This is a genomic window from Rugamonas fusca (assembly GCF_014042365.1).
Classification (GTDB): Bacteria; Pseudomonadota; Gammaproteobacteria; order Burkholderiales; family Burkholderiaceae_D; genus Rugamonas; species Rugamonas fusca.
Genome location: NZ_JACEZS010000014.1, coordinates 116,628 through 141,903 on the forward strand (window position 1 = coordinate 116,628; position 25,276 = coordinate 141,903).

Sequence of the window (25,276 nt, forward strand, 5' to 3'; positions counted from 1 at the left end):
CCGCATCATGCGGCCGGCTTCACTCCACGCGCCGACAAAGGCAACTCCGGGATCGATAACCACGATGAAATCTCTAGTCCCATATTATGAGCGAGAACTAGGTAGGAACGAGCTCCTCGCCGAGGGCTTTTCCGTTAGGCACCCCAAGCTTGCGGATAAATTGGGGATCCGGAGTGAGGCTGGCGGTGATCCGCAAACTGGCCGTGTACTTCAGTCGGTCGCGTTGCTTGGCGCCCGTACCGTCAAACTGCTCGATGACGATTATTCGCGCATTACCGCCGCCTTGCTCAATGTGTTGCGGCCACATTACCTGCGCCCGATTCCGGCCGCTTCTGTCGCATGCCTGGACTTTGGCCGGGCAAAGGAGAACGCGATCACCGGGGTGTCGGTCATCCCGCGCGGGACTGAGCTCAAATGCGTGGATCCCGCCGCGCACGCATGTAAGTACACGACTGCTTATCCAGTCACGATAGGACCGTACCGGATATCGGACGCGCGCTTCGACGCTATCGTTAAGGCGCCCGCCGCAGTGGCTCTCTCCGGCGATGTGACATCGCAAATCAAAATCGAGATTCGTTGTACTGCGTCGAACACTGGCCTGGCGGCTCTGGGCCTGGACAAGATCCGCGTCTACATCGCTGGCGAACCGTCCTTTGGCGCCACCTTGCGCGATACCTTGTTCATGCGCACCGTGAGCACTTACGTCGAGGCGGATGGTAGCGGGGAATGGACCGCGCTTGACCAACCGCCGCTGGTGGCGGTGGGGTTCGCTGACGGGGACGCGATGATTCCATTCGCACCTAGCGAACATCCCGTCCATCGACTGCTTGCCGAATATTTTTCATACCCTGCGAAATTCCGATTCATCGACCTCCACCTCGCCGCGTTGCTGCCGTATCTGCCGGCAGGCTGTCAGCGCGTGACCGTGCACTTCGTGCTGGCCGGCGTGTTCGCCGATTCGAACGCGGCGCGTATCCTCAAGCGGCTGTCCGCCGACAATCTGCTGCTGGGCTGCACACCGGTCATCAATCTGTTCAAAACCCATGCGACGCCAATCCGCCTGACCCACGAGCGTAGTGAATACCCCTTGCTGCCATATGAGGGGCCGGTTGAGAACTACGAGATTTACAGCGTCGATTCGGTGCAATTGCTGCGCAAGTCGGCCAAGGGCAGCGTCACCACGGAATTCACGCCCTATTATGCGCTGCGCCACGGCGCCGACGCGGGCGCGAAGGCACATTACTATCTGGTGCATCGCGACGAGGAGCTGGCTGAATTGAGTCCTGGCCACGAGTATGCGATGGCGTTCGTGGACGGCGACTTCTCTCCGCTCGCTGCGGCGACAGGGACGGCCTCCATCGCGCTGACCTGCACCAATCGGGCGCTGCCTTGTTCCTTGCCCTACGGCGCGACAGGGGGCGATCTGGCGATTGAAGGCGGCACCGGCAATTTTCCCATCCGTCTGCTGTACAGGCCGACGGCGCCGCATCGGCTGACGTCGGCCAACGGTGCGCAGTGGGGGTTGATTTCCAGTCTGTCCCTGAACCATCGCTCGCTGAGCACGGATGGCCTGCCAGCGTTCGCGGCCATGCTGGAGCTCTACGCGCCATCGGACTGCCCCGTCGCGAAGCGGCAGATCGAGGGCATCGTTGACCTTTCCCATCGGCCCATCAGGGTCTGGCTGCGCGACGGTGTGGGTGCTGCCTACCTGAGCGGTATCGAAGTGACGGTCACGCTGGACGAGGACGCTTACGCCGGTTGTGGCGTGCACACGTTTATCCAGTTGCTGGACCACTTCTTCGCGCTCTACGTCCACCTGAACAGTTTTACGCAATTGGTTGTGCTGTCCAAATCGACGGGAAAGGAGTTGCTGCGATGCCTGCCGCGCAACGGTGCTTTGAGTCTGGTGTGATCGACCTGCTGCTCAAGCAGCCCTATCGATTTGAATTCTTCCAGGCGGTCCGGCTGATCGAGCTTTGGCTGCGCCAGAACGGTATCGAGGACGGCCCCATGCCGATGCGATTCATCCGGTTCGAAAATTCCCTGTCTCTTACTTTCCCACCCAGCCAGATCGTCGCGTTGGCGGCCGTGGCCGATCGGCCCATCGATTCGGCTGCCGCGCTGCAGGCGGCGCAGCTGGAAAACCGGCTTGAGTATGTCGCCATCACGCCGGCGTTCATCGGCATCCTGGGCGCCAATGGCGGGTTGCCTTACCACGACACCGAACGGATCGCCGAGTACGAATTCGTCAACAAGGACAGTGGCCCCCGCGCTTTTCTCGACATGCTTTCCACCCGCTCGGTTGCGCTGTTCTACCAGGCGTGGGCGAAGTACCGGCCGCCATGCATGATCGATGCGCAAGGCAAGGACACGTTCTTGGCCATGCTGCAGGCGTTTTCCGGATTGCGGCCGTCCGCAAAACCAGTGGAACCGGCGGCGCCGCAAGATGTCTGCATAGGCGAGGAGATCCTCGCCTACTATGCCGCGCAGTTCCGTAGCCGTTGCGTGCCGGCGCGCGTTGTCGCTGGCGTGCTCACTGAATACTTCGCCGTTCCCTTCACGCTGGAACCGCTGGTAGGTTGCTGGGAAGACTTGCCGGATCAGCACCGCACCCGGCTGGGTGCCACGAATCGCGTCCTCGGCGAAGGCGCGATGCTGGGCAGCTGTATCTATCGCCGCGATAGCAGTGCGCGGCTATTCATCGGCCCATTGAACAGTCAGGAGTTTGAACGTTTCCTGCCGCATTCCGAAGGTGCGCGTGCCATCAGCCGGGTGCTTGGCATGTTCTGTGGCGTGGGCATGACCATCGACGTGCGGCTGGTGTTGCGTGCCCAGGATGCGAGGCAAGCCCGTTTGGCAATGGACGATGCCAGCCGCCGTTCCCGCCTGGACATCGATGCGTTCCTGGACCGGCGCGCGGCGCGGGATCGCACGACCGCGCATTACGTCCTGCAACCCTGACTATCGCCGCTTGTATTGGAAGACGAAAATGAAACGAGACCAAGACTTCCTCAATTTTCTGCAACAGACTAAATTGCTGGACACGGAGAACCGGCCGGTGCGGATGCGCATGGAGCATGCGGCCGGCATCCTGACGGACGTGCTACTGCCGCAACGGGTGATGGGCACGGCGGCCATTTGCGAAGGAACTCGTTTCGAGGTCTGGTGCATTTCGACCGACGCCGGGATCGAGCTCAAGCAACTGATCGGCTTGCCTGTGGCGGTGGACTTTGTCACCGACAGGGGAGAGTTGAATACCGTATCAGGCATCGTCACGGAGGCGTGTGCGGGCGACAGCGATGGCGGCGTGGCCACCTACAAGCTGGTGATGCGCGACGCGCTGGCGATCCTGGACAAGCGCGTCAACACTCGCATCTTTCGCAATCTGAACGAATTCGAAATCGTCAAACGCCTGATCGCGGAATGGCGGCAGAGCAACGAGGTGCTGGCCAACGCGTTTGACATGGAGGTGGATGAGAGTTTTCAACTGCGCCAGTATCCGCAGCGCGAGTTCACTATGCAGTACAACGAATCGGACGCCGCGTTCATTCGCCGCCTGTTGGCGCGCTGCGGCATCGCCTGGTATATCCGCGCGGGAGCGGGCCGGGAGTCCGGGGCGCAGGCCGAGCCGGGAAAGACCCTGGCGCACACGCTGGTGTTGTTCAATAACGCCGATAGCCTACCCCAGAACCGTGCCGGCACCGTGCGCTACCATCGCGACAACGCGACCGAGCAGCGCGACACCATCACATCCTGGGCCGCCGTGCGCACTTTGCAGGCGGGCAGTGTCACGTTGCATAGCTGGGACTACAAACAGCCGCAGGGCTACTTTTCTTCCACCGACGCCAACAGCGCAGGCGAGCAAGGCCCCAGTGGCGACGAGCTGGCAGCCAGCCTGAACGATTATCAGATTCTGCCCCCGCATACGGCCGACGATCACGATGAACTGCGCCAGCTTGGCCGGCTGCGCATGCAGCGCCACGACTACGAGGCGAAATGCTACCGGGGGCAGGGCAGCGTGCGTGATTTCTGCGTCGGCGAATATTTCAGTCTGGCCGATCATCCGGAAATCGATACCCACCCGGCGGAGGAACGCGACTTCGTCATCACCGGGTTGCAATTGACGGCCCAGAATAATTTGCCCAAGGGGCTGGTGGCCAAGGTCGAACGCCTGTTTTCCCGCAACCGCTGGACGCATGCGCCGAACGACCATTCCCAGTTGGCCAATTGTGGTCCGGTCCGCTTTCACATGACCTTTTCCGCCGTCCGGCGCGGCGTGCCCATCGTGCCCGCGTTCGACGCGCGCGTGGACTTGCCCAACGTCCCGCTGCAAAGCGCGATCGTGGTCGGGCCGCCTGGGGAAGAAGTGTATTGCGACAAGTTCGGCCGGGCCCGGATAAGGTTTCTTGGTTTGCGTCCCGATGACCACGCGCATGCACAGGGCGCGGGCACGTCCGGCACGGAGCGTGATTCGGCGTGGGTGAGGGTGGCATCCAGCTGGGCAGGCAACGGGCCAGGCAGCCTGCAGCAGTGTGGCTCGCTGCACTTGCCGCGCGTGGGAACGGAGGTGCTCGTCGCGTTCATGGGCGGCGATCCCGATAAGCCTGTGATAGTCGGCCAACTCTACAACGGCAATGCGCAGCCGGCGGCCCTGAGCGAGCAGGGCGACTTGCCGGGAAACCGCTATCTGTCCGGTATCAAAAGCCGAGAAATCAAGGGGGAACGGCACAATCAGCTGCGCTTTGATGACAGCACTGGACGGATCAACGCCCAGCTGTCCAGCGACCATGGCGCGTCGCAACTGAACCTGGGCTGGCTGACACACCCCATCGCTGGCGGTAGTGGCGATGCGCGCGGCGAAGGCGCAGATCTGCGCAGTGACAAGGCCGTGGCGGTCAGGGGCGCGCAGGGTGTGTTGATCACGGCCGATGCTCGCCCCGGCGCGAAGGGGCGGCAACTGGACCGGCCGGAGTTGATCGGTATTAATGATGTGCTGCAGGGCATCCACAAAACGCTGTCCGAATTGGCCGTCAAGCATTTCGCCGACGATGGGGATGGCGCGCCGCTGGCGAAGCTGATCGAGCATATCCGGCAGTGGGAAAAGGGCAGCAACACGGAAGGTGGAACGCCCGATCCCACAGGAGGTAAGCCCATCGTCGCGGTCAGCGCGCCGGCCGGCATTGCGCTGGCTAGCCAGGACAATGTGATGATAGGCGCGCAGACGAACACCGACTTGGTCAGCGCCGGCAACACGCAGGTGTCGGCTGGGCGCAAGTTGCTGATGCGGGCGGCGCAGGGCGTGAGCTTATTCGCCCATAAAGTCGGCATGCAGCTCATCGCCGCCAGCGGCAAGGTCGTCATCCAGGGACAGGACGACATGGTGGAGATCGGCGCCGCCAAGCGACTGCACCTGTATTCGCTGGAATCACTGCTGCTGGAAGCGCCCGAGGTGGTGATCCGGACCGATGGGGCGCAGTGGAGCATCGGCAAGGGCAAGGTCATGTCCTCATCGAGCGGCGAGTTCAATATGCAGGCATCCGAGTTCAAGTTCACCCGCGGCGGCGGTGGCAGTTTGAATTTGCCAAGCATGCCGCATTCAACATTAGAGACGGATGAACAGATCGCGTTCTCGGGGCGCGGCGGGCAGGCGCGCGAGAACGTGCCTTATGAGGTTAGCGACGACCAGGGCGCTGTGCAGGATAGTGGCAAGTCTGGTGCTGATGGCGCAAGTAAGACCGTTGTGACGGATAACGTCATCAAAACGCTAAAAGTGAGAATCCGCAGCTGAGGTTTCAAGAATTGCCAATGCAAGGAGACAGGGTATGGATGAAGCATTATTGCCTGCGGCGACTCGTCGCGTGCCGCTGACCTTAAATGACGATGGCGATCCCAGCTTCGTCACGGTCTGCAGCCCCAAAAGCTTTCGCGTGCGGGCTCACGCGGTGGTCCCGCCGCGCCATGTGATCCCGGTTATCTTTGTGCCAGGGATTATGGGAACAAATCTGCGGATGACCAAGGAGGCCAGTACGCAGCAGGTGCCAGCCTGGAGTCCTCCTAACGGCACGATTGGCGGTCTGAAGGAAGTCGGAAGCCGAATGAAGCAAAAGCCGCGAGAGCGACAGTTGCAAATGACAGCCACACGTACGGAGGTCGACCATACTGGGAAGGTTGAGGTACCACAAGGCATATACACCATCACGGCTGGAGAGGCCAAACGTCGGGGCTGGGGGGCGCTGCATTTTGACAGCTACGGACATGTTCTGGCGGAACTGGAAAGGTCGCTCAATGATCAGTACGAGGAACCTGGAAAGAAGGGTACTAAGAAACTGGCTGTATGGGAAGTCGCCCAGACCTTGAAGAAGCCTGCGCCAATCCAACCGTGCGCGGGCGAGCCTGGCGACCCGTGCTGGGCTCCTGAGTTCATTGATGTAAGGAAAGTATGGAATGCGATCAAGGGAACAGTGGCACCCTTAACCGAGGATGAGTTCGCGCGTCTTGACGATTTTTATTATCCAGTGTGGGCCTACGGTTATAACTGGCTAAGTAGTAATGAGTCGTCCGCCGACGGTCTAGTCAAACGGATAGACGAGGTACTCGCCTGGTATGACAAGACCAACTACTTTATAACGCAAGGGAAGGTCATTCTTGTTACCCATTCGATGGGAGGCATTGTCGCGCGCAGAGCTGCTCAGAAGAGCACCAGCAAGATACTGGGCGTCGTACATGGCGTACAACCAGTTAGTGGTGCCCCGGTAGTCTATCGGCGGTTCCGTGCCGGTACCGAAGTCGGGAGTGTTTTCAATATAATGGGCGCGGCTACGGCAATGGTTATTGGCTGGAACGCAGCCGATATTACTTGCGTAATGGCAAACTCGCCAGGTGCGCTGGAATTGCTTCCGACCAAGAATTATCCACCAGGTTGGCTTACAGTGTCGCAAAAAATAGCTGGTGAACCTGTAAAAGAGTTGACTCAAGCATTGCCAATAGCTGATCCGTATGAGGAAATTTATTCCAAACGGGTTCAGGACGTGTGGTGGGGCATGATCGACGAAACTCTGATTGATCCAGCCGAATTGGCAAAGGATCAGGATTCGACGCCAATGAGGATGTACGGAATAGCGCTCAAAACAGCGAAGGATATGCATGATAACCTCGGACTATATTGCCACCCGAATACCTATGCACATTATGGTTCAGATTGCCAAGAAGTCGCTTTCGGTAAGGTTCATTGGATAACGGATCAACGTCTACTCAGCAGAGTTCAGACGGGATTGATGGGCTTCCCTGCAGCGTCATGGACACTGTTGGGCGAGACGACCCTTGGTGTCGACGAGAAGTCCGTCAAGTTTGAACTTGATAATAGACGGAGTCCGAAGACTGACGACGATGTGGATGCCGGCGATGGTACCGTTCCAAATTTATCGGGCTCTACGATCGCGAAAGCTGAAGGAATCCAGTGTGTTTTTCGCATGAAGGGGTTTGATCATCAGGGTAGTTATGCCAATCGTGATGTTCTCGATAACGTTATGTATTGCATCGGCAAGATCATCCAGAAAGCCCAACCAGCTAAAGAGATTCCGGCAAAAAATAAGGAGTGAAGTATTTATGGTCTCGCTTATGCAACGAACCGCTGGGATAGGATTTGTCATCTCTGTTTTCTTTCTCTCTTTGGGTGCTTGCGCCAAGGATGTTGCCATGAAAAATACAACAACTCTATGCTTTGGCCGTTTCTTGATCGATTTGCCCCCCGGAGCGCAAATTAAGGAAATTGGCCAGCAATCCCAGTTTATGTATGGGGACTTATTGTCGGAGGTATTTCAAGGAGGGGTGGCCGAATTCGGAAAAAGGATGATGCAGCGCGAAACGAAATTGCGATCGGTTACAGGCAAGAACGAAAGGCTGCTGGATAAAACCCTTTCGCCAAGCCAAGACGCAATGATTTTTACCACCAGGGAGAAGGTATTTGGGGAGAATGATTTTGGTTTTGAAGCATACAAAGTAGATCAAGATCAGCTTTTTTCACTGATGCACATAAATTTTGACGAAGGTGTATTTAGGAATAAAGTGTTGATACGTTTGCAAAATGAAATTCTTCCTTATTTACGCGCTCGATCGATTGAGGAAATCCCTGTAGAGCCAGGATTTTGCGTCAAGAATGGATTTATTGCTAATGATGGAAGCAGATATCAATTCGAGGAGGCGCGGATGCAGATTAACTTCAAAGAATGGCCGGATGTATGGGTTTCCATCTATAGCCAGACCGTGCCCAAGGGGGGGGAGCAAACGCTGTTGCAGAGGGTGGCAAGTCATCCATATACGGGAATTTACGCTACGCTTGCGCGACAGATAAAGACATTACGGAAAGGTGTGCATGACATACATGGTATTAAAGGGGAGGAAATTCTCGAAGTATTTCCAACTGAGAATGGATTCAAACAACATTCATTTAGATGGGAAACGCTTGGTGCGGTAAAAAGTATATTCGCGCCGAGTATCGTTTTTGAGTTTGAAAGTGGGACTCCCCTTGAGGGGGAGCCGCGTCCTCCCACTCTCACCGACGATCAGGCCGTCAAGCTTTTCGACAGCATTGTCAACTCGATCCGATTGCGCCCGACCACGGCGCCCGCCAAGAGCAACGCGAATGAGCGACCTAAAAGGCCGCTGGGTGATCAAGCCGTCACAGGCCGCATCTGTCCGCAAACTGGTTGGTGGCAGACCGATGATGCCGGCGTGGTCGCTGATTGGCGGCGCCGGCATTTCAAGGAGGGGGAACCGTTACCCAGCGCGTTGCGCTATCTAGAGCCCAACTTATGGCAGAAGATCAAAGGTGAGCGACCCGCGGGCCAAGGTGCCGTGCTTTGGAAACTGGTCGAGTACGGAGACGCACCGGAGGTGGCCAAACAAGAACTACCGCCTCAGGAAGCGGGGCCTGCCAAGGGTGCTGAGCCACCGACTGGCGGCTAAAGCCTGAGTTGACGCATCTGAGCGATTTTGTCGCTGGTGAACTGAGAAAGACTGTTCGAGCTATTCAAAAGAGGAGCACCAATATGGCCAATGTTATCCGTTTAAGCGATCCGACTTCCCATGGTGGCAAAGTCGTCAGTGTCAGTGCCACGTGGTTCACTGTTGATGGTATCCCTGTTGCCCGGGTCAACGATGTGTGCGTCTGCCCGTTGCCCGGTCACTCGGCTTGCACGATCACTGAGGGCGATCCTAATCATATCGTGGACGGTCTGGCGGTCGCCTATGACGGCCACAGGACCAGCTGCGGCGCGACGCTGAAATCGACGATCGGCCATTTCAGCAACGGTTGAGGATAATCGTTGAGATGAGTGAAAAGCCTGCGGGCTGGCAAACAAGAGTAGGAGAATGAAAGACCGAACGCATGATGAAGCGATGGCGGAAGTGCTCTGGGACGATCTGGAATATGCGGTCCAGCTCATCAACAGCATCCTCGAGCACTGGACGGCGACCAGCGCGAATTGCTGATCGCCTTGCGTCAGTTGACGAAGGCGTTTGGTGGCGTGCCGACCGTGGCCGCGTCGGCCAATCTGAGCGCCACCCAGCTTTATCGCACGCTTTCGCCGGAAGTTAATCCTGTCCTCAGCAGCCTGTCGGGCATCCATGAAAGCCATGGGGCTACGCCTGGCCGTGCAGGCGCTGCCGGAGGCGCCATCGCGCCCCTGAATCACAGGAACCGATCCAGGATCTTCTTGCTGTGCTTATCGAGCTCGTGCGCGTCGCGGATCAGGAAGTGGATGCCGTGGATGTCTGATACCAAAAGGGTATCAGGGCCGATGCGGCGTATGTCTTCCTCGCCGCGCAGCACGAATTCCGTGTCGCCGCGGTCCGTGTGCACCTTCCACGTGCACGGCGTGGCGTAGCTGGTCACGCTGAGGATGCGCGAGATTTCGGGCATGAACTCGCGTCCGCCCAGTTCCTCGCGCACCAGCGCGGCGATGGCCGGCGGCAGGTCTTCCAGCCGGTCGATCCAGGCCACCTCCTTGCCATCGGTGCACACCAGCGCGATGCCTTCCTGCGGCGCCTGCACGGGGAAGGCGCGCGCCGGCGCCACGTTCTCGAACACCTGGCCATCTTCGGTGGTGAGCACCAGGCGGCCAAATGGATTGCGGACTAATTCAAAACGGGTAGTGGTCATGGTGGGTTCTTAATCGGAGCTGCTGTCGTCGGGATCGACGTCCACGTTGCGGGCCTGGGCCGTGTACAGGCGGTGATAGGCGCCTTCGCGCGCCATCAGTTCGTCGTGCGCGCCTTCCTCCACCACCACGCCGCGGTCCAGCACCACCAGGCGGTCGGCCTTCTGCAGCGTGGACAAACGGTGGGCGATGGCGATCGTGGTGCGGCCGTGCACCAGGTTGTCGAGCGCCTTCTGGATTTCCTTTTCCGTCTCCGAGTCCACCGAGGAAGTGGCTTCGTCCAGGATCAGGATCTTCGGATCGATCAGCAGCGCGCGCGCGATCGAGATGCGCTGGCGCTCGCCGCCCGACAGGCCCTGGCCCCGTTCGCCCACCATCGAGTCGTAGCCTTGCGGCAGGCGCAGGATGAACTCGTGCGCGTGCGCGGCGCGTGCGGCGGCGATGATCTGCTCGCGCGTGGCGCCCGGCTTGCCGTAGGCGATGTTCTCGGCGATGGTGCCGAAGAACAGGAACGGCTCCTGCAGCACCAGGCCGATGTTGCGGCGGTAGTCGGACACGGGGAAGGCGCGGATGTCCACGCCGTCGAGCATGATGGCGCCTTCGGAGACGTCGTAGAAGCGGCAGATCAGGTTGACCAGCGTGCTCTTGCCGGAACCGGAGTGGCCCACCAGGCCGATCATCTCGCCGGCCTTGATGTCGAGGCTGATGCCGCGGTTGACGGCGCGGTTGCCGTAGCGGAAGCCCACTTCGCGCAGCGTGATATTGCCTTCCACCTTGGCCAGCTTGACGGGGTTGGCGGGTTCGGGCACGGACGATACGTGGTCGAGGATGTCGAAGATGCGCTTGGCGGCCGACGCCGATTTCTGCGTCACGGACACGATGCGGCTCATGGAATCGAGCCGGCCGTAGAAGCGGCTGCTGTAGGCGATGAAGGCCGACAGCACACCGACCGTGATGTGGCCGCGCGCCACCTGCCAGATGCCGAACACCCAGATCACCAGCAAGCCCAGCTCCGTCAGGAACGACACGGTGGGCGAGAACAGCGACCAGATTTTGTTGAGTTTATCGTTGACGGCCAGGTTGTGCTTGTTGGCCGTGCGGAAGCGGGCCGCCTCGCGCGACTCCTGCGCGAACGCCTTCACCACGCGGATGCCGGGGATGGTGTCGGCCAGCACGTTGGTCACTTCGCCCCACACGCGGTCGATTTTCTCGAAGCCGGTGCGCAGCTTGTCGCGCACCACGTGGATCAGCCAGGCGATGAAGGGCAGCGGCAGCAGCGTGACGGCGGCCAGCCACGGGTCGATCGAGCACAGGATCACGCCCGTCATGATGATCATCAAGACGTCCGAGGCGAAGTCCAGCAGGTGCAGCGACAGGAACACGCAGATGCGGTCGCTCTCGCTGCCGATGCGCGACATCAGGTCGCCCGTGCGCTTGCCGCCGAAGTATTCCAGCGACAGCTTGAGCAGGTGTTCGTAGGTGGCCGTGCGCAGGTCGGCGCCGATGCGCTCGGACACCAGGGCCAGCACATAGGTCTTGCCCCAGCCCAGCGCCCAGGCGACGACGGCCGCGGCCACCAGGCCGCCCATGTACATGGTCACCAGCATGGGATCGACCGGCTTGCCGTTCTGATACGGAATCAGCACGTTATCCATCAGCGGCATGGTCAGGTAGGGCGGGATCATGTGGGCGCCCGTGCTCAGCAGCATGAGCAAAAAGCCCAGGCCCAGCTGGCCCTGGTAGGGCTTGGTGAAGCGCCACAGGCGGAACAGGGTCCAGGTCGAGGGCGGGGTGTACACCACCTTGGTGCAGATCGGGCATTCTTCCTGGTCCGGCTCCAGCGGCGCCTTGCAGCTGGGGCAGACGTGCTGCTCGTCGCGCACCACGGGCAATCCCGTCACCTTGCTTTGCAACAGGGCGTCGAACTGTTCGACCAGCCGGATCGCGTGCAGGTTCTGGCCCAGCGTGAAGCGCCAGGCGGCCAGCCGGCCGTTCTCGTCCACCAGTTCCAGGTGGCCCACGCCCGCGTGATCGTGGTGGCGCAGCGCCATGCCGGCCTTCAATGGCCACTGTTGCCATGCCTTCGCGCCCGGCGCGCGGCTGATGATGCGCTGCGGCGTGACCAGTACCAATCCCTTGGAGAAATGAAGTTGATGATCCAAGTCAACCTCCAGGGCACTTGCAACGTTCTCACCTGAAGGTAGTTGCGCCTGTACCTCGGAGCGCCACTTTTCTGGCACGTCGGGCTGGCTGGTCGGCGAAGAAAGTTGTGTGCTTGTCATTATGTGACGTACTCCGGGTCGGTCCTTGCCATGTGGCAAAAACTGTAAACTAAAGGGAAAATGGCGGATCGCGCGGCCAGCCCCGGAAATAAACGCGCTCGGCGGGCCGGGACGCGGCTGTTGGAAGCAGTTATTTACGGTATTCTGTCAGTGGGTGACCATTTGACGGAAATCAAGGCGAATGGGCGGCATGCGTGAGCGGCAAGTATACCGCAAGAGCGCAGGCAGCAGACGAGCGAAAGTGCCTTCAAGAAAATTCGATGCCCCATGGGCACAGATTTTTCTGGCAGCAAGCTTGACCCGGCGGTGGCAGCAAAGGACTGGAAATTTGCGGTGCGTAACGGCGTAGGGATTACAATACGGCGCGGGCTGGCCACGGCTGATAACAAAGATACAAGAATTGAAACATGACCAAGAAGAAAGACATTGAAGTTCTCCGTGTAACGCATTTGCGCGGACCAAATATCTGGACCTACCGCCCAGTGATCGAGGCGTGGCTGGATATCGGCGCGCTGGAGCAGTTTCCCTCGAATGCACTTCCTGGTTTGTATGAACGCCTGACGGCCCTGCTGCCCAACCTGCTCGAACACCGCTGCGGCGTGGGCGAACGGGGCGGCTTCCTGGAGCGTCTGCGCGAAGGCACGTATGCCGGCCACATCCTCGAACACGTGGTGCTGGAATTGCAAAACCTGGCCGGCATGAAGACCGGCTTTGGCAAGACCCGGCAAGTGGCCGAAGGCAGCGGCATCTACAAGATGGCCTTCCGCACCCGCCAGGAACAGGTGGGCCGCGCCGCGCTGGCCGCCGGCCGCGATTTGCTGATGGCCTGCATCGAGGACCGTCCCTACGACCTGGCCGCCACGGTGGCCAAGCTGACCGACATGGTCGATTCGCTGTGCCTGGGCCCCAGCACCAGCAACATCGTGGACGCGGCCACCGCACGCAAGATCCCGTTTATCCGCCTGACCGATGGCAATCTGGTGCAACTGGGCCACGGCGCCCTGCAGCGCCGCATCTGGACCGCCGAGACGGAACAGACCAGCGCCATCGCCGAAGGCATCGCCAGCGACAAGGACTTGACCAAGAGCCTGCTCGCTTCGTGCGGCGTGCCCGTGCCCGAAGGTGAGCTCGTCACCAGCGCCGAAGCGGCATGGGAAGCGGCCCAGGACATCGGCCTGCCCGTCGTCGTCAAGCCCTATGACGGCAACCATGGCCGCGGCGTGTCGCTCAACCTGATGACCCAGCCCGACGTGGAAAAGGCTTACCACCTGGCCGCGCGCAAGGGCGGCAGCAAGAGCGTGATCGTGGAGCGCTTCATCGCCGGCAACGAGCACCGCTTGCTGGTGGTGGGCAAGCGCCTGATCGCGGCCGCCGCCGGCGAGGCGCTGTGGGTGACCGGTGACGGCACCTCGACCATCAAGCAGCTGGTGGACACCCAGATCAACATCGACCCGCGCCGCGGCGAGACGGAAGACGCGCCGCTCAACGTGATCCGCGCCGACGAGGCGGCCGAAGTGATCCTGGAACTGGAACGCCAGGGCATGACGGCCCATTCCGTGCCGGCCGCCGGCCAGCAGGTGCTGATCCAGACCAACGGCAACGTCGCCTTCGACGTCACCGACCAGGTGCACCCGTCCGTGGCCGCCATGGCCACGCTGGCCGCGCGCGTGGTGGGGCTGGACATCGCCGGCATCGACCTGGTGGCCGCCGACATCAGCCGTCCGCTGGAAGAGCAGGGCGGCGCCGTGATCGAAGTGAACGCCAGCCCCGGCCTGCTGGCCCATTTGAAGCCGGCCAGCGGCAAGCCGCGCAACGTGGGCGAGGCCATCGTCGACCACCTGTTCAGCGTCACCGAGACGGGCCGCATGCCGATCGTGGGCATCGCCGGTGGCCACGGCAGCACCATGGCTGCGCGCCTGATCGCGTGGCTGCTGCAGATCGGCGGCCAGAAAGTGGGCCTGACCTGCCAGGATGGCCTGTTCGTCAATGGCCGCCTGCTGCCCAAGGATGGCTTCAGCGACTGGGAGACGGGCGAGCGCCTGCTGCTCAACAAGAACGTGGACGCGGCCGTGTTCGAAAGCAGCGCCCGCATGATCCTGACCGAAGGCCTGGCCTATGACAAGTGCGCCGTGGGCGTGGTGATGAGCGCGACCACCGGGGACGACCTGGGCGAGTTCTACATCGACAGCCCGGAGCGCCTGTTCAGCGTGCTGCGCACCCAGGTCGACGTGGTGCTGCCCGACGGCGCGGCCGTGCTCAACGCGGCCGACGCGCAAGTGGTGGAGATGGCCGAGCTGTGCGACGGCGAAGTGATCTTCTATGGCGTGGACGAACAACTGGCCGCGCTGGCCGCGCACCGCGCGCTGGGCAAGCGCGCCGTGTTCCAGCGCGCCGACCGCATCGTGCTGGCCACCGGCATGGACGAAGCGGCCACCTTGCCGCTGTCGCCGCTGGTGCCGCCCGAAGCCGTGCTGGCCGCCATCGCCGCCGCCTGGGCGCTGGACCTGACGCCGGAGCTGATCGGCGCCGGCCTGCGCACCTACGACGCCCACGCGAAGAAACAGTAGCACTGGCAGGCCCGCGGCAGTTACAAGAACAATATGCGAGCGGCCGGCGGCGCACTCACGCCACCGGCCGCCACCAGCGATGGCGGCAAAGGACAGCTAAACGATAGCCGCCACGACGTAAAACACGACAGGATAAGCAGATTTATGGAAGTCATACGCATCCGCGCGCTGCGCGGCCCCAATCTTTGGAGTCACCACACGGCCGTCGAGGCCATCGTGTCGTGCACGCCCGAAGAGCAGAATATCGAACTGCTGTCCGGTTTCGAAGCGCGCCTGCGCACCCGTTTCCCGGCCCTGAGCGCGCTGCAGCCCACCGGCCACACGGACGCGGTGCCCATGGCCCATGTGCTGGAGCTGGCGGCCCTGTGCCTGCAGGCGCAAGCCGGTTGCCCCGTCACCTTCAGCCGCACCACGCCCACGCTGGAAACGGGCATCTTCCAGACCGTGGTGGAATACACGGAGGAAGCCGTGGGCAAGCTGGCGCTGGAGCTGGCCGAGAACCTGATCAACGCGGCCGTGGCCGACACCCCGTTCGACCTGACGGGCGCGCTGGCCGAGCTGCGCGAGCTGGACGAGGACGTGCGCCTGGGCCCCAGCACGGGCGCCATCGTGGCCGCCGCCGTGGCCCGCAACATTCCGTTCCGCCGCCTGACCGAAGGCAGCATGGTGATGTTCGGCTGGGGCAGCCGCCAGCGCCGCATCCAGGCCGCCGAAATGGATACCACCAGCGCCATCGCCGAATCGATCGCGCAGGACAAGGAACTGACCAAGAAGCTGCTGCACGCGGCCGGCGTGCCCGTGCCCATCGGCCGCTCCGTGGAGAACGCCGACGACGCCTGGGCCGCGGCCCAGGAAATCGGCCTGCCGGTGGTGGTCAAGCCCAAGGACGGCAACCAGGGCAAGGGCGTGACGGTCAACGTGATGACCCGCGAGCAGCTGACCAAGGCTTACCACACGGCGCGCGAGTTCCGCGACGACATCATGGTCGAGCGCTTCCTGCCCGGTAACGACTTCCGCCTGCTCGTCATCGGCGACAAGCTGGTGGCCGCCGCCCGCCGCGACCCGCCCCAGGTGGTGGGTGACGGCGTGCACACGGTGCGCGAGCTGGTGCAGCAGGTGAACGCCGACCCGCGCCGCGGCAGCGGCCATTCGACCTCGCTCACCAAGATCAAGTTCGACGACATCGCGCTGGCCCGCCTGGCGCTGCAGGACCTGGAAGCCGACTCGATTCCGCCCAAGGGCCAGCGCGTCATCCTGCGCAACAATGCCAACCTGTCCACCGGCGGCACCGCCACCGACGTGACCGACGACGTGCATCCGGAAGTGGCGGCGCGCGCGGTGGAAGCGGCGCAGATGATCGGCCTCGATATCTGCGGCGTGGACGTGGTGTGCGACAGCGTGCTGCAACCGATCGAGGACCAGCGCGGCGGCGTGGTGGAAGTGAACGCGGCGCCGGGCCTGCGCATGCACCTGTCGCCGTCGTATGGCAAGGGCCGCGCCGTGGGCGAAGCCATCGTCAACAGCATGTTCCCGGAAGGCGAGGATGGCCGCATTCCCGTGGTGGCCGTCACCGGCACCAACGGCAAGACCACCACCGTGCGCCTGATCGCCCACCTGCTGACGGCCTCCGGCCTGCGCACCGGCATGACCAACACGGACGGCGTCTACATCGAAGGCCGTCGCACCGACAGCGGCGACTGCAGCGGCCCGCGCAGCGCGCGCAACGTGCTGCTGCACCCGGACGTGGACGCGGCCGTGTTCGAGACGGCCCGCGGCGGCGTGCTGCGCGAAGGCCTGGCCTTCGACCGTTGCCAGGTGGCCGTGGTGACCAACATCGGCACCGGCGATCACCTGGGCCTGAACTACATCACCACGGTGGAAGACCTGGCCGTGCTCAAGCGCGTGATCGTGCAGAACGTGGCCGAAAGCGGCTTCGCCGTGCTCAACGCGATGGACCCCATCGTGGCCGGCATGGCCGCCAACTGCCGCGGCAAGGTGATCTTCTTCGGCGCCGAGCGTGGCCATCCCGTGATCGCCACCCACGTGGCGCAGGGCCGGCGCACCATCTACGTGGAGAACGGCCACCTGGTGGCCGTCGAGGGCAAGCAGATGCACCAGGTGGACCTGACCCAGGTGCCTATCACCCGCAACGGCGCCATCGGCTTCCAGGTCGAGAACGTGATGGCGGCCGTGGCCGCCGCGTGGGGCGTGGGCATCAGCTGGGACGCCATCCGCCTGGGCCTGAAGACCTTCGCCAACGACACCGACAACGCGCCCGGCCGCTTCAACGTGTTCGACTACAAGGGCGCCACCCTGATCGCCGACTACGGCCACAATCCGGACGCCATCCTGGCCCTGGTGCAGGCCGTGGAAACCATGCCGGCCAAGCGCCGCTCGGTGGTGATCTCGGGTGCCGGCGACCGCCGCGACCAGGACATCACGCAGCAGACGGAAATCCTGGGCCGCGCCTTCGACGACGTGGTGCTGTACCAGGACCAGTGCCAGCGCGGCCGGGTCGATGGCGAAGTGGTGGCCTTGCTGCGCGCGGGCCTGGATGGCGCCCCGCGCACCAGCCACATCGCCGAGATCACGGGCGAGTTCCTGGCCATCGACACGGCGCTGGCGCGCCTGCAGGAGGGCGATTTGTGCCTGATCCTGGTCGACCAGGTGGAGGCATCGCTGGCCCACATCGCCAAGCGCATCGCGGAAGGCTGACCAGCGCTGATCTGACCAGCGCTGGTCGCGACGGCCGCTGCGCACCGGAATTTCCGGTGCGCAGCGGCCGTTTTTTTATATACGGTCTATTCTTTTTGAGTGAATTTGTTGTTCCGTTATTTTACGTTTCCCGGCAGTGTCATTTACTTTCAATTAGCTATTTTATTCTGTTTGAGGTGGCAATTTGGAAGGTATTGTGGGGCCGCTGTTTTATTGCGACCGAGGTCAGTCGCCGCTTGCTGGAAGCGAGTGGTGGTGCGGGTTTTGGCGTGTTTTTATGTCGGGCTTAATGCGGGAAAATAATGACATTCACTTGCAGAATAAATCTCACTGATTCTCACCTTCGACACGCATGTAATCAAAAGAGTCAACACATATTTTATTTTTGACGTGCATTAATTCTATTGCTTATGGCATTATATTTTGGCGGACGCGGAAAAATATAATCCCATCCGGCTATTGATGCGAGTGGCAATTTGTTTGTTAGCCATATATCGGGTATTCCCTAGTATGCAACCGAACGAACGAGGAGCGAGCAATGGATCCATTTATTGGGCAGATCATCCTGTGGCCGGGCCTGTGGGTGCCGGAGGGTTGGGCGCTGTGCGATGGCACGGTGCTCAACATTTCCGACTACCAGGCCCTGTTTTCCCTGATCGGTAACACCTATGGCGGCGACGGGCGCAGCAACTTTGCCTTGCCGGACCTGCGCTCCAAGGTGCCGGTGGGGACCACGGCCATGAACGCCGTGGGCCAGAAGGCGGGCGCCACCACCGCCAGCGTGACAGCCGTGGGGAGCGGCAGCGTCACCATCGGCGTGAACAACCTGCCCAGCCACACCCACTCGGCCACGTTCACGCCCGGCGGCGGCACGTCGTCGGTCAGCATCGCCATTCCGGCCGACAGCAGCGGCGAGACGGATAACGTGCCCGGCGCGGGACTGGTGCTGGGCAAAGCCGTGACCGGCACCGCCACCACCAAGATCTACAGTTCCAACGCGGCCAACACCACGCTCAAGCCTTTTTCCGTCAATGTGCCGGCCGGCGGCGGCACCGTGGCCAACGCCAGCACGGGGGGCGGGGCGGCGCTGCCCATCAGCGTCAGCGTGCCGGTGTCGGTCAGCACCTTGCAGCCTTCGCTGACGCTCAATTACATCATCGCCACCAACGGGATCTATCCAACCCGTCCGTAAGCGGCCCTGGCCTGGTGGCGTGCGGCGCAGGCCCGGCCGCGCCCCCACCGGCGCCTTGCCGTATTCATGCCGGATCGACGGCGCGTCCAGGCAGGGCGGACGCACAACCTGGGGCATGCCAGCGTCATCCGGCTCACCTACACAGGAAGAAGCCATGTATCTTTCGCCAGAATTCGCCGTTCCTTCCCGCGCGCGCGGCGGCCACGCGCGTCATGAAGTCGCGTTTGTCGACAGCGCGCTCGACGACTTGACCACGCTGCTGGCCGGGCTCGCGCCCGGCCTTGAGGTGCGGCTGCTCGATCCGGCCCGCGATGGCCTGAGCCAGATGGCGGCGGCGCTGGCGGGACGGGGCGGCCTCGCGGCCGTGCACGTGCTCACGCACGCCTCGCCCGGTGCGCTGGCGCTGGGCACGTTGACGCTGGACGCGGCCCAGGCGCGGGTGCGTGCCGACGAGCTGGCGCGCATCGGCCAGGCGCTCGAACCGGGCGCCGACTTGCTGCTGTATGGCTGCCGGGCCGGTGCCGGCGCGCGCGGGGCGGCGCTGCTGGACGCGCTGGCGCTGGCCACCGGCGCCAACGTGGCCGCGTCGGACAGCCCGACGGGCGCCGCCGCGTTGGGCGGCGACTGGCGGCTGGAGGTGCGCCGCGGGCCGGTCGCAACGCCGTCCCTGGGCGCGGCCGGCGCGCTGGCGCCTTATGCGGGACTGCTATCGAGCTCGCTGTTCGACTTCACGTCCAACGTGTTCCCGGCCGCCGGACCAGGCGCGGGCGCGGCGAGCGGCGGGCAGACCGTTGGCAGCGATACCTTGACGCTGACGCCGAACGGGACGGCGCCGCTGGTCTGGGTAGCGGACCCGGTGGACTTGTATGGCGGCAGCTACACCAACTTCGCGGGTAATGTCTATGGGATGAGCTTTAGCGACGGCGACACCACCACCGTCACTTTTTCCATCGACAGCGGCAAGGTGTTCGACCTGACCGGATTCAGCATCCTGGACCTGAACGGCGATGGCTCGACGCCCACGCCGATGCGCCTGACCACCAGCAAGGGCCATGTGGACTTCTCGTTCGTGAGCAGCAATTCGCTGGCCGTCGCGTCCACGTTCTCCGACGCGATACTGGACGGCGTATCGTCCGTCACCCTGAGCCTGCAGTCGCACGCCAGCTTCGTCGTGGCGCTCGATAACATCAGTCTCGCCAATATCATGCTGCCCAACACGGCGCCCACCTTCGTCGGCGCCACCACCACGCTGGCGGTGACGCAGAACGACAGCGCCACCAGCATCACGGGCCTGCTGCAGGTGAGCGACACGGACGGCAGCCAGACCCTGACGTGGAGCCAGAGCGGGGCGCCCAGCCACGGCGCGTTGAGCTTTTCCGGCGCCACGGCCAGCAGCGGCAGCAGCACCATCACCAGCGGCGGTGCCATCACCTACACGCCCACGGCCGGCTACGCGGGCACGGACAGCTTCACCGTGCAGGTGTCGGACGGCACGGCCACGGCCACCCGCACCATCAGCGTCAGCGTCAACCCCGGCACGCCCGGCGCGCCCGACCTGGCCAGCGCCAGCGACACGGGCAGCAGCAGCACGGACAATGTGCTCACCGGCGGCAGCGTCAGCTTCAGCGGCACCAGCCCGGCCGGCGACAGCGCCAGCACGGTGCGCGTATTCCTCGACAAGAACGGCAACCACAGCTACGACGCCGGCACCGATCCCACGGCCACGGCCACCGTCAGCGGCGGCAGCTGGACCGTGTCCGGCCTGAGCACGAGCGGCGTAAGCGATGGCACCTACGACGTCTATGCCCAGCTCACCTCGGCCACGGGCGGCCTGACGGGCACCGCCAGCAGCGCCCTGAGCGTGACGCTCGATCACACGGCGCCGACCCAGACCGTGAGCGCCATCGCGCTGTCGGCCGACACGGGCAGCAGCCCCAGCGACCTGATCACCCGGACGGCCGCGCAGACCGTCAGCGCCACGCTGAGCGCCGCGCTGGGCGGCACGGACGTGCTGTATGGCTCGACCGACAATGGCGGCACGTGGACCGACATCACGTCCATGGTCAGCGGCACGGTCGTCACCTGGAGCGGCGTCACGCTGGCCGGCAGCAGCGCCCTGAAGTTCAAGGTGACCGACCTGGCCGGCAACGACGGCACGGTGGCCAGCCAGGCCTATGTGCTCGACACGACGGCGCCCACCGTCACGGTCGGCTTGACTGACGCCGCCCTCAAGATCGGCGACACGTCCGTCGTCACGTTCACCTTCTCGGAAGCCGTGACCGGCTTCACCACGGCCGACATCACGGCCGCCAACGGCACCGTGAGCGGCCTGGCGACGTCCGACGGCGGCACCACCTGGAGCGCCACCTTCACGCCTGCGGCCAGCACCGCCGACGCCACCAACATCATCACGGTCGACCAGACTGGCGTGAGCGACCTGGCCGGCAACGCCGGCAGCGGCACCAGCGACAGCGCCAACTACACGGTCGACACGGTGCGCCCCACCGCCACGCTGGCCGTGGCCGACGCGGCGCTCAAGGCCGGCCAGACGTCGCTGTTGACGATCACGTTCTCGGAGGCCGTGACCGGCTTCACGGCGGCCGACCTGACCGTGGCCAACGGCACCGTCAGCGGCCTGGCGTCGTCCGACGGCGGCATCACGTGGACGGCGACCCTGACGCCGGCGGCCAGCGTGACGGCCGCCACCAACGTCGTCACGCTGGACAACACGGGCGTGGCCGACCTGGCCGGCAACGCCGGCAGCGGCAGCACCGACTCCAACAACTACGCGATCGACACGGCCCGGCCTTCCTCCACCATCACGCTGGCCGACAGCGCGCTGGCCGTGGGCGAAACGTCGCTGGTCACCATCACGTTCTCGGAGGCGGTGACGGGATTGACCAACGCCGCGCTGACGGTGTCCAACGGTATCCTGAGCGCCGTCAGTTCCAGCGATGGCGGCACCACGTGGACCGCCACTTTCACGCCCACGGCCAGCCTGGATGCGGCCAGCAACGTCATCACGCTCGATAACTCGGCCGTGACCGACGGGGCCGGTAACGCGGGCAGCGGCAGCACCAGTTCCGGCAACTACGTGATCGACAGCACCCCGCCCACGGCCACCATCGTGGTGGCCAACACCGACCTGCATGCCAGCGGCACGTCGCTGGTGACGGTCACGTTCTCGGAAGCGGTGACGGGTTTCACGACGGCCGACCTGACGGTGGCCAATGGCGTCGTCAGCGGCCTCAGTTCGTCGGACGGCGGCGTCACCTGGACCACCACCCTGACGCCGACCCTGGGCGTGCTGGACGCCACCAACCTCATCACGCTCGATAACACGGGCGTGCGCGACATCGCCGGCAACGCCGGCAGCGGCAGTACCGATTCCAACAACTACGCCGTCAGCACCCTGGTACCGACGGCCACCATCGCGCTCAGCGATACGGCGCTCAAGATCGGCGACACGGCCACCGTCACCATCACGTTCTCGGAAGCGGTGACGGGCTTCACCAATGCCGACCTGACGGTGGACAACGGCACGCTGACGGCTGTCGCATCGTCCGACGGCGGCGTCACCTGGACCGCCACCTTCACCCCGGCGGCGGCCACCACGGACGCCAGCAACGTGATCCGGCTCGACAACACGGGGGTGGTCAACGGCGACGCCGTGGCAGGCGTGGGGCACACGGATTCGGCCAACTACACGGTTGACACGGTGCGCCCCACTGCCACCGTGGCGCTGTCGGACAGCGCGCTGCTGGCCGGTGAGACGTCGGTGGTGACGCTCACGTTCTCGGAAGCGGTGACGGGCCTGACGACGGCCGACCTGAGCGCGCCCAACGGCACGCTGAGCGGCCTCGCATCCACCGACGGCGGCGTGACCTGGACCGCGACCCTGACGCCCACGGCCGATATGGCGGACGCCAGCAACACGCTCACGCTGGACCTGTCAGGGGTGGCCGACCTGGCCGGCAACGCCGGCGCCGGCGCGGCCAACTCCGGCAACTACACGGTCAGCACGGTGCGCCCCACGGCCACCATCGCCGTGGCCACCACCACGCTGGGCGTGGGCGCCACCAGCGTGGTCACCATCACCTTCTCGGAGGCGGTGACGGGCTTTGACAACCACGACCTGACGGTGGGCCACGGCACGCTGAGCGCCGTCGCCTCCACCGATGGCGGCGTCACCTGGACCGCCACCCTGACGCCCGACAGCGCCGTGAACGCGGCCGGCAATGTGATCACGCTCAATGGCGCTGGCGTGCACAACGCGGCCGGCAACGCCGCCAGCGGCACCATCTCGTCCAACGCCTACACGGTCAGCACCGCGCCCGAGACGCCGTCCCAGCCCACCACCGTCGATGGCGTGCCGCTGACGACGGTCACCATCACCGATCCGGCCACCGGCCTGACCAACCACCAGGTGACGGTGCCCGTGGTGGTGCCGACCCGGCCCGACGATCCGTCCTCGCCCAATCCGGGCCTGGCCGACATCCCGCTCGGCGTCACACCGACCGACGGCCATGGCACCGCGCTGACCGTCAGCCTGCCCACCGGCACGGGCCTGGAGGCCAGCGGCCCCACCAGCTTGCTGACCAACAGCCAGGCGCTGCAGGACCTGATCCTGCGCATCGACCAGAAGACTGCCGACGGCTCCACCGTGCAGCACGACATGACAGGCCAGGGCACCGCCTTCCTGCACGAGCTGGCCGGCAGCGTGCTGCTGCAGACCCAGACCCTGGCGCCCACCGCGGCCACCGGCGCCGGTCCGCAGACCATCCACATCAGCGGCAGTTCCACCACTCCGGCGCCGGGCCAGCCGGCCAACGCCACGGCCATTGGCCTGGTGATCGACGCCAGCCAGCTGCCGGGCGGTTCCACCATCGATTTGAACAACGTGGACTTCGCGGCCGTGGTGGGCGCGGCCACGCTGCGCGGCGGCGATGGCCGCAACTTCGTGGTCGGCGACGACGCGTCGCAAAACATCCTGCTGGGCGCCGACGACGATGTGCTGTACGGCGGGGGTGGCAACGATGTCGTGGGCAGCGCCGGCGGCAACGATTACCTCGACGGCGGCAGCGGCGACGACACGGTGGCCGGCGGCATCGGCAACGACACGCTGGTGGGCGGCACCGGCAACGACGTGTTGCAGGGCGGGCGCAGCGACCAGGGCGCATGGCAGTTCTACCTGGGCGGCGATGGTAGCGTGTCGGCCCGCCACCAGATGGCCGTGTTCGCGCCGGGCCAGACGGAAACGCTGGCCCGGGCCGACTTGAACGGCGCCAGCGCCGGCCTGGCGTTCCTGGGCGGCGCGCGGGAACAACTGACCGAGCTGGCCTTGCTGTACCAGACGGCCCTGGGCCGCGCGCCGGACTTGGGCGCGTTGAACGCGTGGCTCAGCAGCGGCAACACGCTGGACGGCGAAGCCCGGTTCCTGATGAACTCATCGGAATGGCTGGCCGCCGGGCACGGCCAGCTCAGCGACAGCGCGCTGGTGACCACCTTGTTCCAGCAGGCGCTGGGCCGCGATCCGACGGCGGCCGGCCTGGCCTACTGGACGGGCCGGCTGGCCGGCACGGACGGCGCCCAGGCCGAGAGCCGCGCGCAGCTGCTGGCCGACATCGCGCTCAGCGCCGAACACCGGGCGCTGGCAAGCAGCGGCCCCGGCCTGCTGATCGGCAGCGGGACGGTGAGCCAGGAGCAGGGCTGGATCGCCGGCAGCGGCGATGACCGGCTCGATGGCGGCGCCGGCAGCGACCTGCTGGTGGGCGGTGATGGCACCGACACGGTGGTCTATGGCGGCGCCTTGAGCGGCTACCAATTCCTGCTGGCGGCCGACGGCACGGTCAAGGTGGCCGACAAGGCCAGCGCGGATGTGGACACCATCAGCGGCATCGAACTGGGCGCCTTCAGCGACGGCACGGTGGACCTGCACTTCACGCAGGCTGCCACGGCCAACCTGAAGACGGTGGGCTTGCTGTATGAGGCGGTACTGGACCGGGCCGGCCGGGTGGCCGGGGTCACCTGGTGGACCGACCAGCACTTGAGCGCGGCCCAGTTGGCGCAAGGCTTCGCCGGCACCGCCGAGTTCAAGGCCCGCTACGACGGCATGGACGATGCGGCCTTCGTCCACGCGCTGTACACCAACAGCGGGCTGGCCGACAGCGCCGCCGGCGGCGGCGCGCAGTGGACGGCGTTCCTGGCCAGCCACACGCGCGCCGAACTGGTGGGCGCCTGGGTGGCGCAGCAGGACGTGGTCAACGCGCAGTTTGGCACGCAGGGCTTGTGGGTGGTGTGAACGGGGCGGGGCGGGCGCGGAACTGGACTACAATCGAACTTCACACCGATTGCTGCCAGCCG

Annotated in this window: 13 protein-coding genes and 1 pseudogene; 12 read left to right on the forward strand and 2 right to left on the reverse strand. The window is 64.0% G+C overall.

Annotation, left to right across the window (positions count from 1 at the left end; all coding sequences use genetic code 11):
• The first annotated feature begins 64 nt into the window (after positions 1 to 64).
• The 7 genes and pseudogenes from tssF (at position 65) to H3H36_RS16970 (ending at position 9,687) form a co-directional block, all read left to right on the forward strand.
• Positions 65 to 1,912, forward strand: a complete 1,848-nt coding sequence (gene tssF, locus H3H36_RS16940) for a type VI secretion system baseplate subunit TssF (protein WP_182219270.1) — start codon at positions 65 to 67, stop codon at positions 1,910 to 1,912.
• Positions 1,909 to 2,961 carry a type VI secretion system baseplate subunit TssG gene (gene tssG / locus H3H36_RS16945; protein ID WP_311196647.1) on the forward strand — a complete coding sequence of 351 codons (1,053 nt, stop codon included), beginning with the start codon at positions 1,909 to 1,911 and terminating at the stop codon, positions 2,959 to 2,961. The genes tssF and tssG overlap by 4 nt, the downstream gene beginning before the upstream one ends.
• A 28-nt stretch (positions 2,962 to 2,989) precedes the next feature.
• A complete protein-coding gene (locus H3H36_RS16950; protein WP_182219272.1) occupies positions 2,990 to 5,788 on the forward strand; it encodes a type VI secretion system Vgr family protein in 2,799 nt (932 codons plus the stop codon).
• Between the two features lie 34 nt (positions 5,789 to 5,822).
• The gene (locus H3H36_RS16955; protein ID WP_182219273.1) at positions 5,823 to 7,598 is read left to right on the forward strand and encodes a Tle4 family T6SS lipase effector; all 1,776 of its coding nucleotides are present in this window, start codon (positions 5,823 to 5,825) and stop codon (positions 7,596 to 7,598) included.
• 19 nt (positions 7,599 to 7,617) lie between these two features.
• Positions 7,618 to 8,964 (forward strand): T6SS immunity protein Tli4 family protein, encoded by a 1,347-nt coding sequence (locus H3H36_RS16960; protein WP_182219274.1) that lies wholly within the window; start codon positions 7,618 to 7,620, stop codon positions 8,962 to 8,964.
• 83 nt (positions 8,965 to 9,047) lie between these two features.
• A complete protein-coding gene (locus H3H36_RS16965) occupies positions 9,048 to 9,314 on the forward strand; it encodes a PAAR domain-containing protein (protein WP_182219275.1) in 267 nt (88 codons plus the stop codon).
• Positions 9,315 to 9,369: 55 nt separating this feature from the next.
• A pseudogene (locus tag H3H36_RS16970) lies at positions 9,370 to 9,687 on the forward strand (helix-turn-helix domain-containing transcriptional regulator).
• A 1-nt stretch (position 9,688) separates the two neighbouring features.
• On the opposite strand, the gene H3H36_RS16975 reads toward H3H36_RS16970, so the two are convergent.
• Positions 9,689 to 10,159: a cyanophycin metabolism-associated DUF1854 family protein gene (locus H3H36_RS16975; RefSeq protein ID WP_182219276.1), complete on the reverse strand. Its 471-nt coding sequence runs from the start codon at positions 10,157 to 10,159 to the stop codon at positions 9,689 to 9,691.
• A gap of 9 nt (positions 10,160 to 10,168) precedes the next feature.
• On the reverse strand, positions 10,169 to 12,439 hold the full coding sequence (locus H3H36_RS16980) for a cyanophycin metabolism-associated ABC transporter (RefSeq protein WP_182219277.1): 2,271 nt from the start codon (positions 12,437 to 12,439) through the stop codon (positions 10,169 to 10,171).
• A 267-nt stretch (positions 12,440 to 12,706) separates the two neighbouring features.
• On the opposite strand from H3H36_RS16980, the gene H3H36_RS16985 reads away from it, so the two are divergent.
• The 5 genes from H3H36_RS16985 (at position 12,707) to H3H36_RS17005 (ending at position 25,214) form a co-directional block, all read left to right on the forward strand.
• Entirely contained in the window at positions 12,707 to 12,850 is a 144-nt protein-coding gene (locus tag H3H36_RS16985) for a hypothetical protein (protein WP_182219278.1), read from the forward strand.
• Positions 12,847 to 15,006: a cyanophycin synthetase gene (locus H3H36_RS16990; RefSeq protein ID WP_182219279.1), complete on the forward strand. Its 2,160-nt coding sequence runs from the start codon at positions 12,847 to 12,849 to the stop codon at positions 15,004 to 15,006. Before H3H36_RS16985 ends, H3H36_RS16990 begins: the two co-directional genes overlap by 4 nt.
• Positions 15,007 to 15,150: 144 nt before the next feature.
• The gene (gene cphA / locus H3H36_RS16995) at positions 15,151 to 17,721 is read left to right on the forward strand and encodes a cyanophycin synthetase (protein WP_182219280.1); all 2,571 of its coding nucleotides are present in this window, start codon (positions 15,151 to 15,153) and stop codon (positions 17,719 to 17,721) included.
• A 538-nt stretch (positions 17,722 to 18,259) separates the two neighbouring features.
• Positions 18,260 to 18,913 carry a phage tail protein gene (locus H3H36_RS17000; RefSeq protein ID WP_182219281.1) on the forward strand — a complete coding sequence of 218 codons (654 nt, stop codon included), beginning with the start codon at positions 18,260 to 18,262 and terminating at the stop codon, positions 18,911 to 18,913.
• 154 nt (positions 18,914 to 19,067) lie between these two features.
• Positions 19,068 to 25,214, forward strand: a complete 6,147-nt coding sequence (locus H3H36_RS17005) for an Ig-like domain-containing protein (protein ID WP_182219282.1) — start codon at positions 19,068 to 19,070, stop codon at positions 25,212 to 25,214.
• The last annotated feature ends 62 nt before the right edge of the window (positions 25,215 to 25,276 follow it).

What these genes read in the sequence shown, in the direction of transcription:
- tssF (WP_182219270.1), top strand. Translation starts at nt 65, where the DNA reads ATGAAATCTCTAGTCCCATATTATGAGCGAGAACTAGGTAGGAACGAG.
- H3H36_RS16950 (WP_182219272.1), top strand. Translation starts at nt 2,990, where the DNA reads ATGAAACGAGACCAAGACTTCCTCAATTTTCTGCAACAGACTAAATTG.
- H3H36_RS16955 (WP_182219273.1), top strand. Translation starts at nt 5,823, where the DNA reads ATGGATGAAGCATTATTGCCTGCGGCGACTCGTCGCGTGCCGCTGACC.
- H3H36_RS16960 (WP_182219274.1), top strand. Translation starts at nt 7,618, where the DNA reads ATGCAACGAACCGCTGGGATAGGATTTGTCATCTCTGTTTTCTTTCTC.
- H3H36_RS16965 (WP_182219275.1), top strand. Translation starts at nt 9,048, where the DNA reads ATGGCCAATGTTATCCGTTTAAGCGATCCGACTTCCCATGGTGGCAAA.
- H3H36_RS16975 (WP_182219276.1), bottom strand. Translation starts at nt 10,159, where the DNA reads ATGACCACTACCCGTTTTGAATTAGTCCGCAATCCATTTGGCCGCCTG.
- H3H36_RS16980 (WP_182219277.1), bottom strand. Translation starts at nt 12,439, where the DNA reads ATGACAAGCACACAACTTTCTTCGCCGACCAGCCAGCCCGACGTGCCA.
- H3H36_RS16985 (WP_182219278.1), top strand. Translation starts at nt 12,707, where the DNA reads ATGGGCACAGATTTTTCTGGCAGCAAGCTTGACCCGGCGGTGGCAGCA.
- H3H36_RS16990 (WP_182219279.1), top strand. Translation starts at nt 12,847, where the DNA reads ATGACCAAGAAGAAAGACATTGAAGTTCTCCGTGTAACGCATTTGCGC.
- cphA (WP_182219280.1), top strand. Translation starts at nt 15,151, where the DNA reads ATGGAAGTCATACGCATCCGCGCGCTGCGCGGCCCCAATCTTTGGAGT.
- H3H36_RS17000 (WP_182219281.1), top strand. Translation starts at nt 18,260, where the DNA reads ATGGATCCATTTATTGGGCAGATCATCCTGTGGCCGGGCCTGTGGGTG.
- H3H36_RS17005 (WP_182219282.1), top strand. Translation starts at nt 19,068, where the DNA reads ATGTATCTTTCGCCAGAATTCGCCGTTCCTTCCCGCGCGCGCGGCGGC.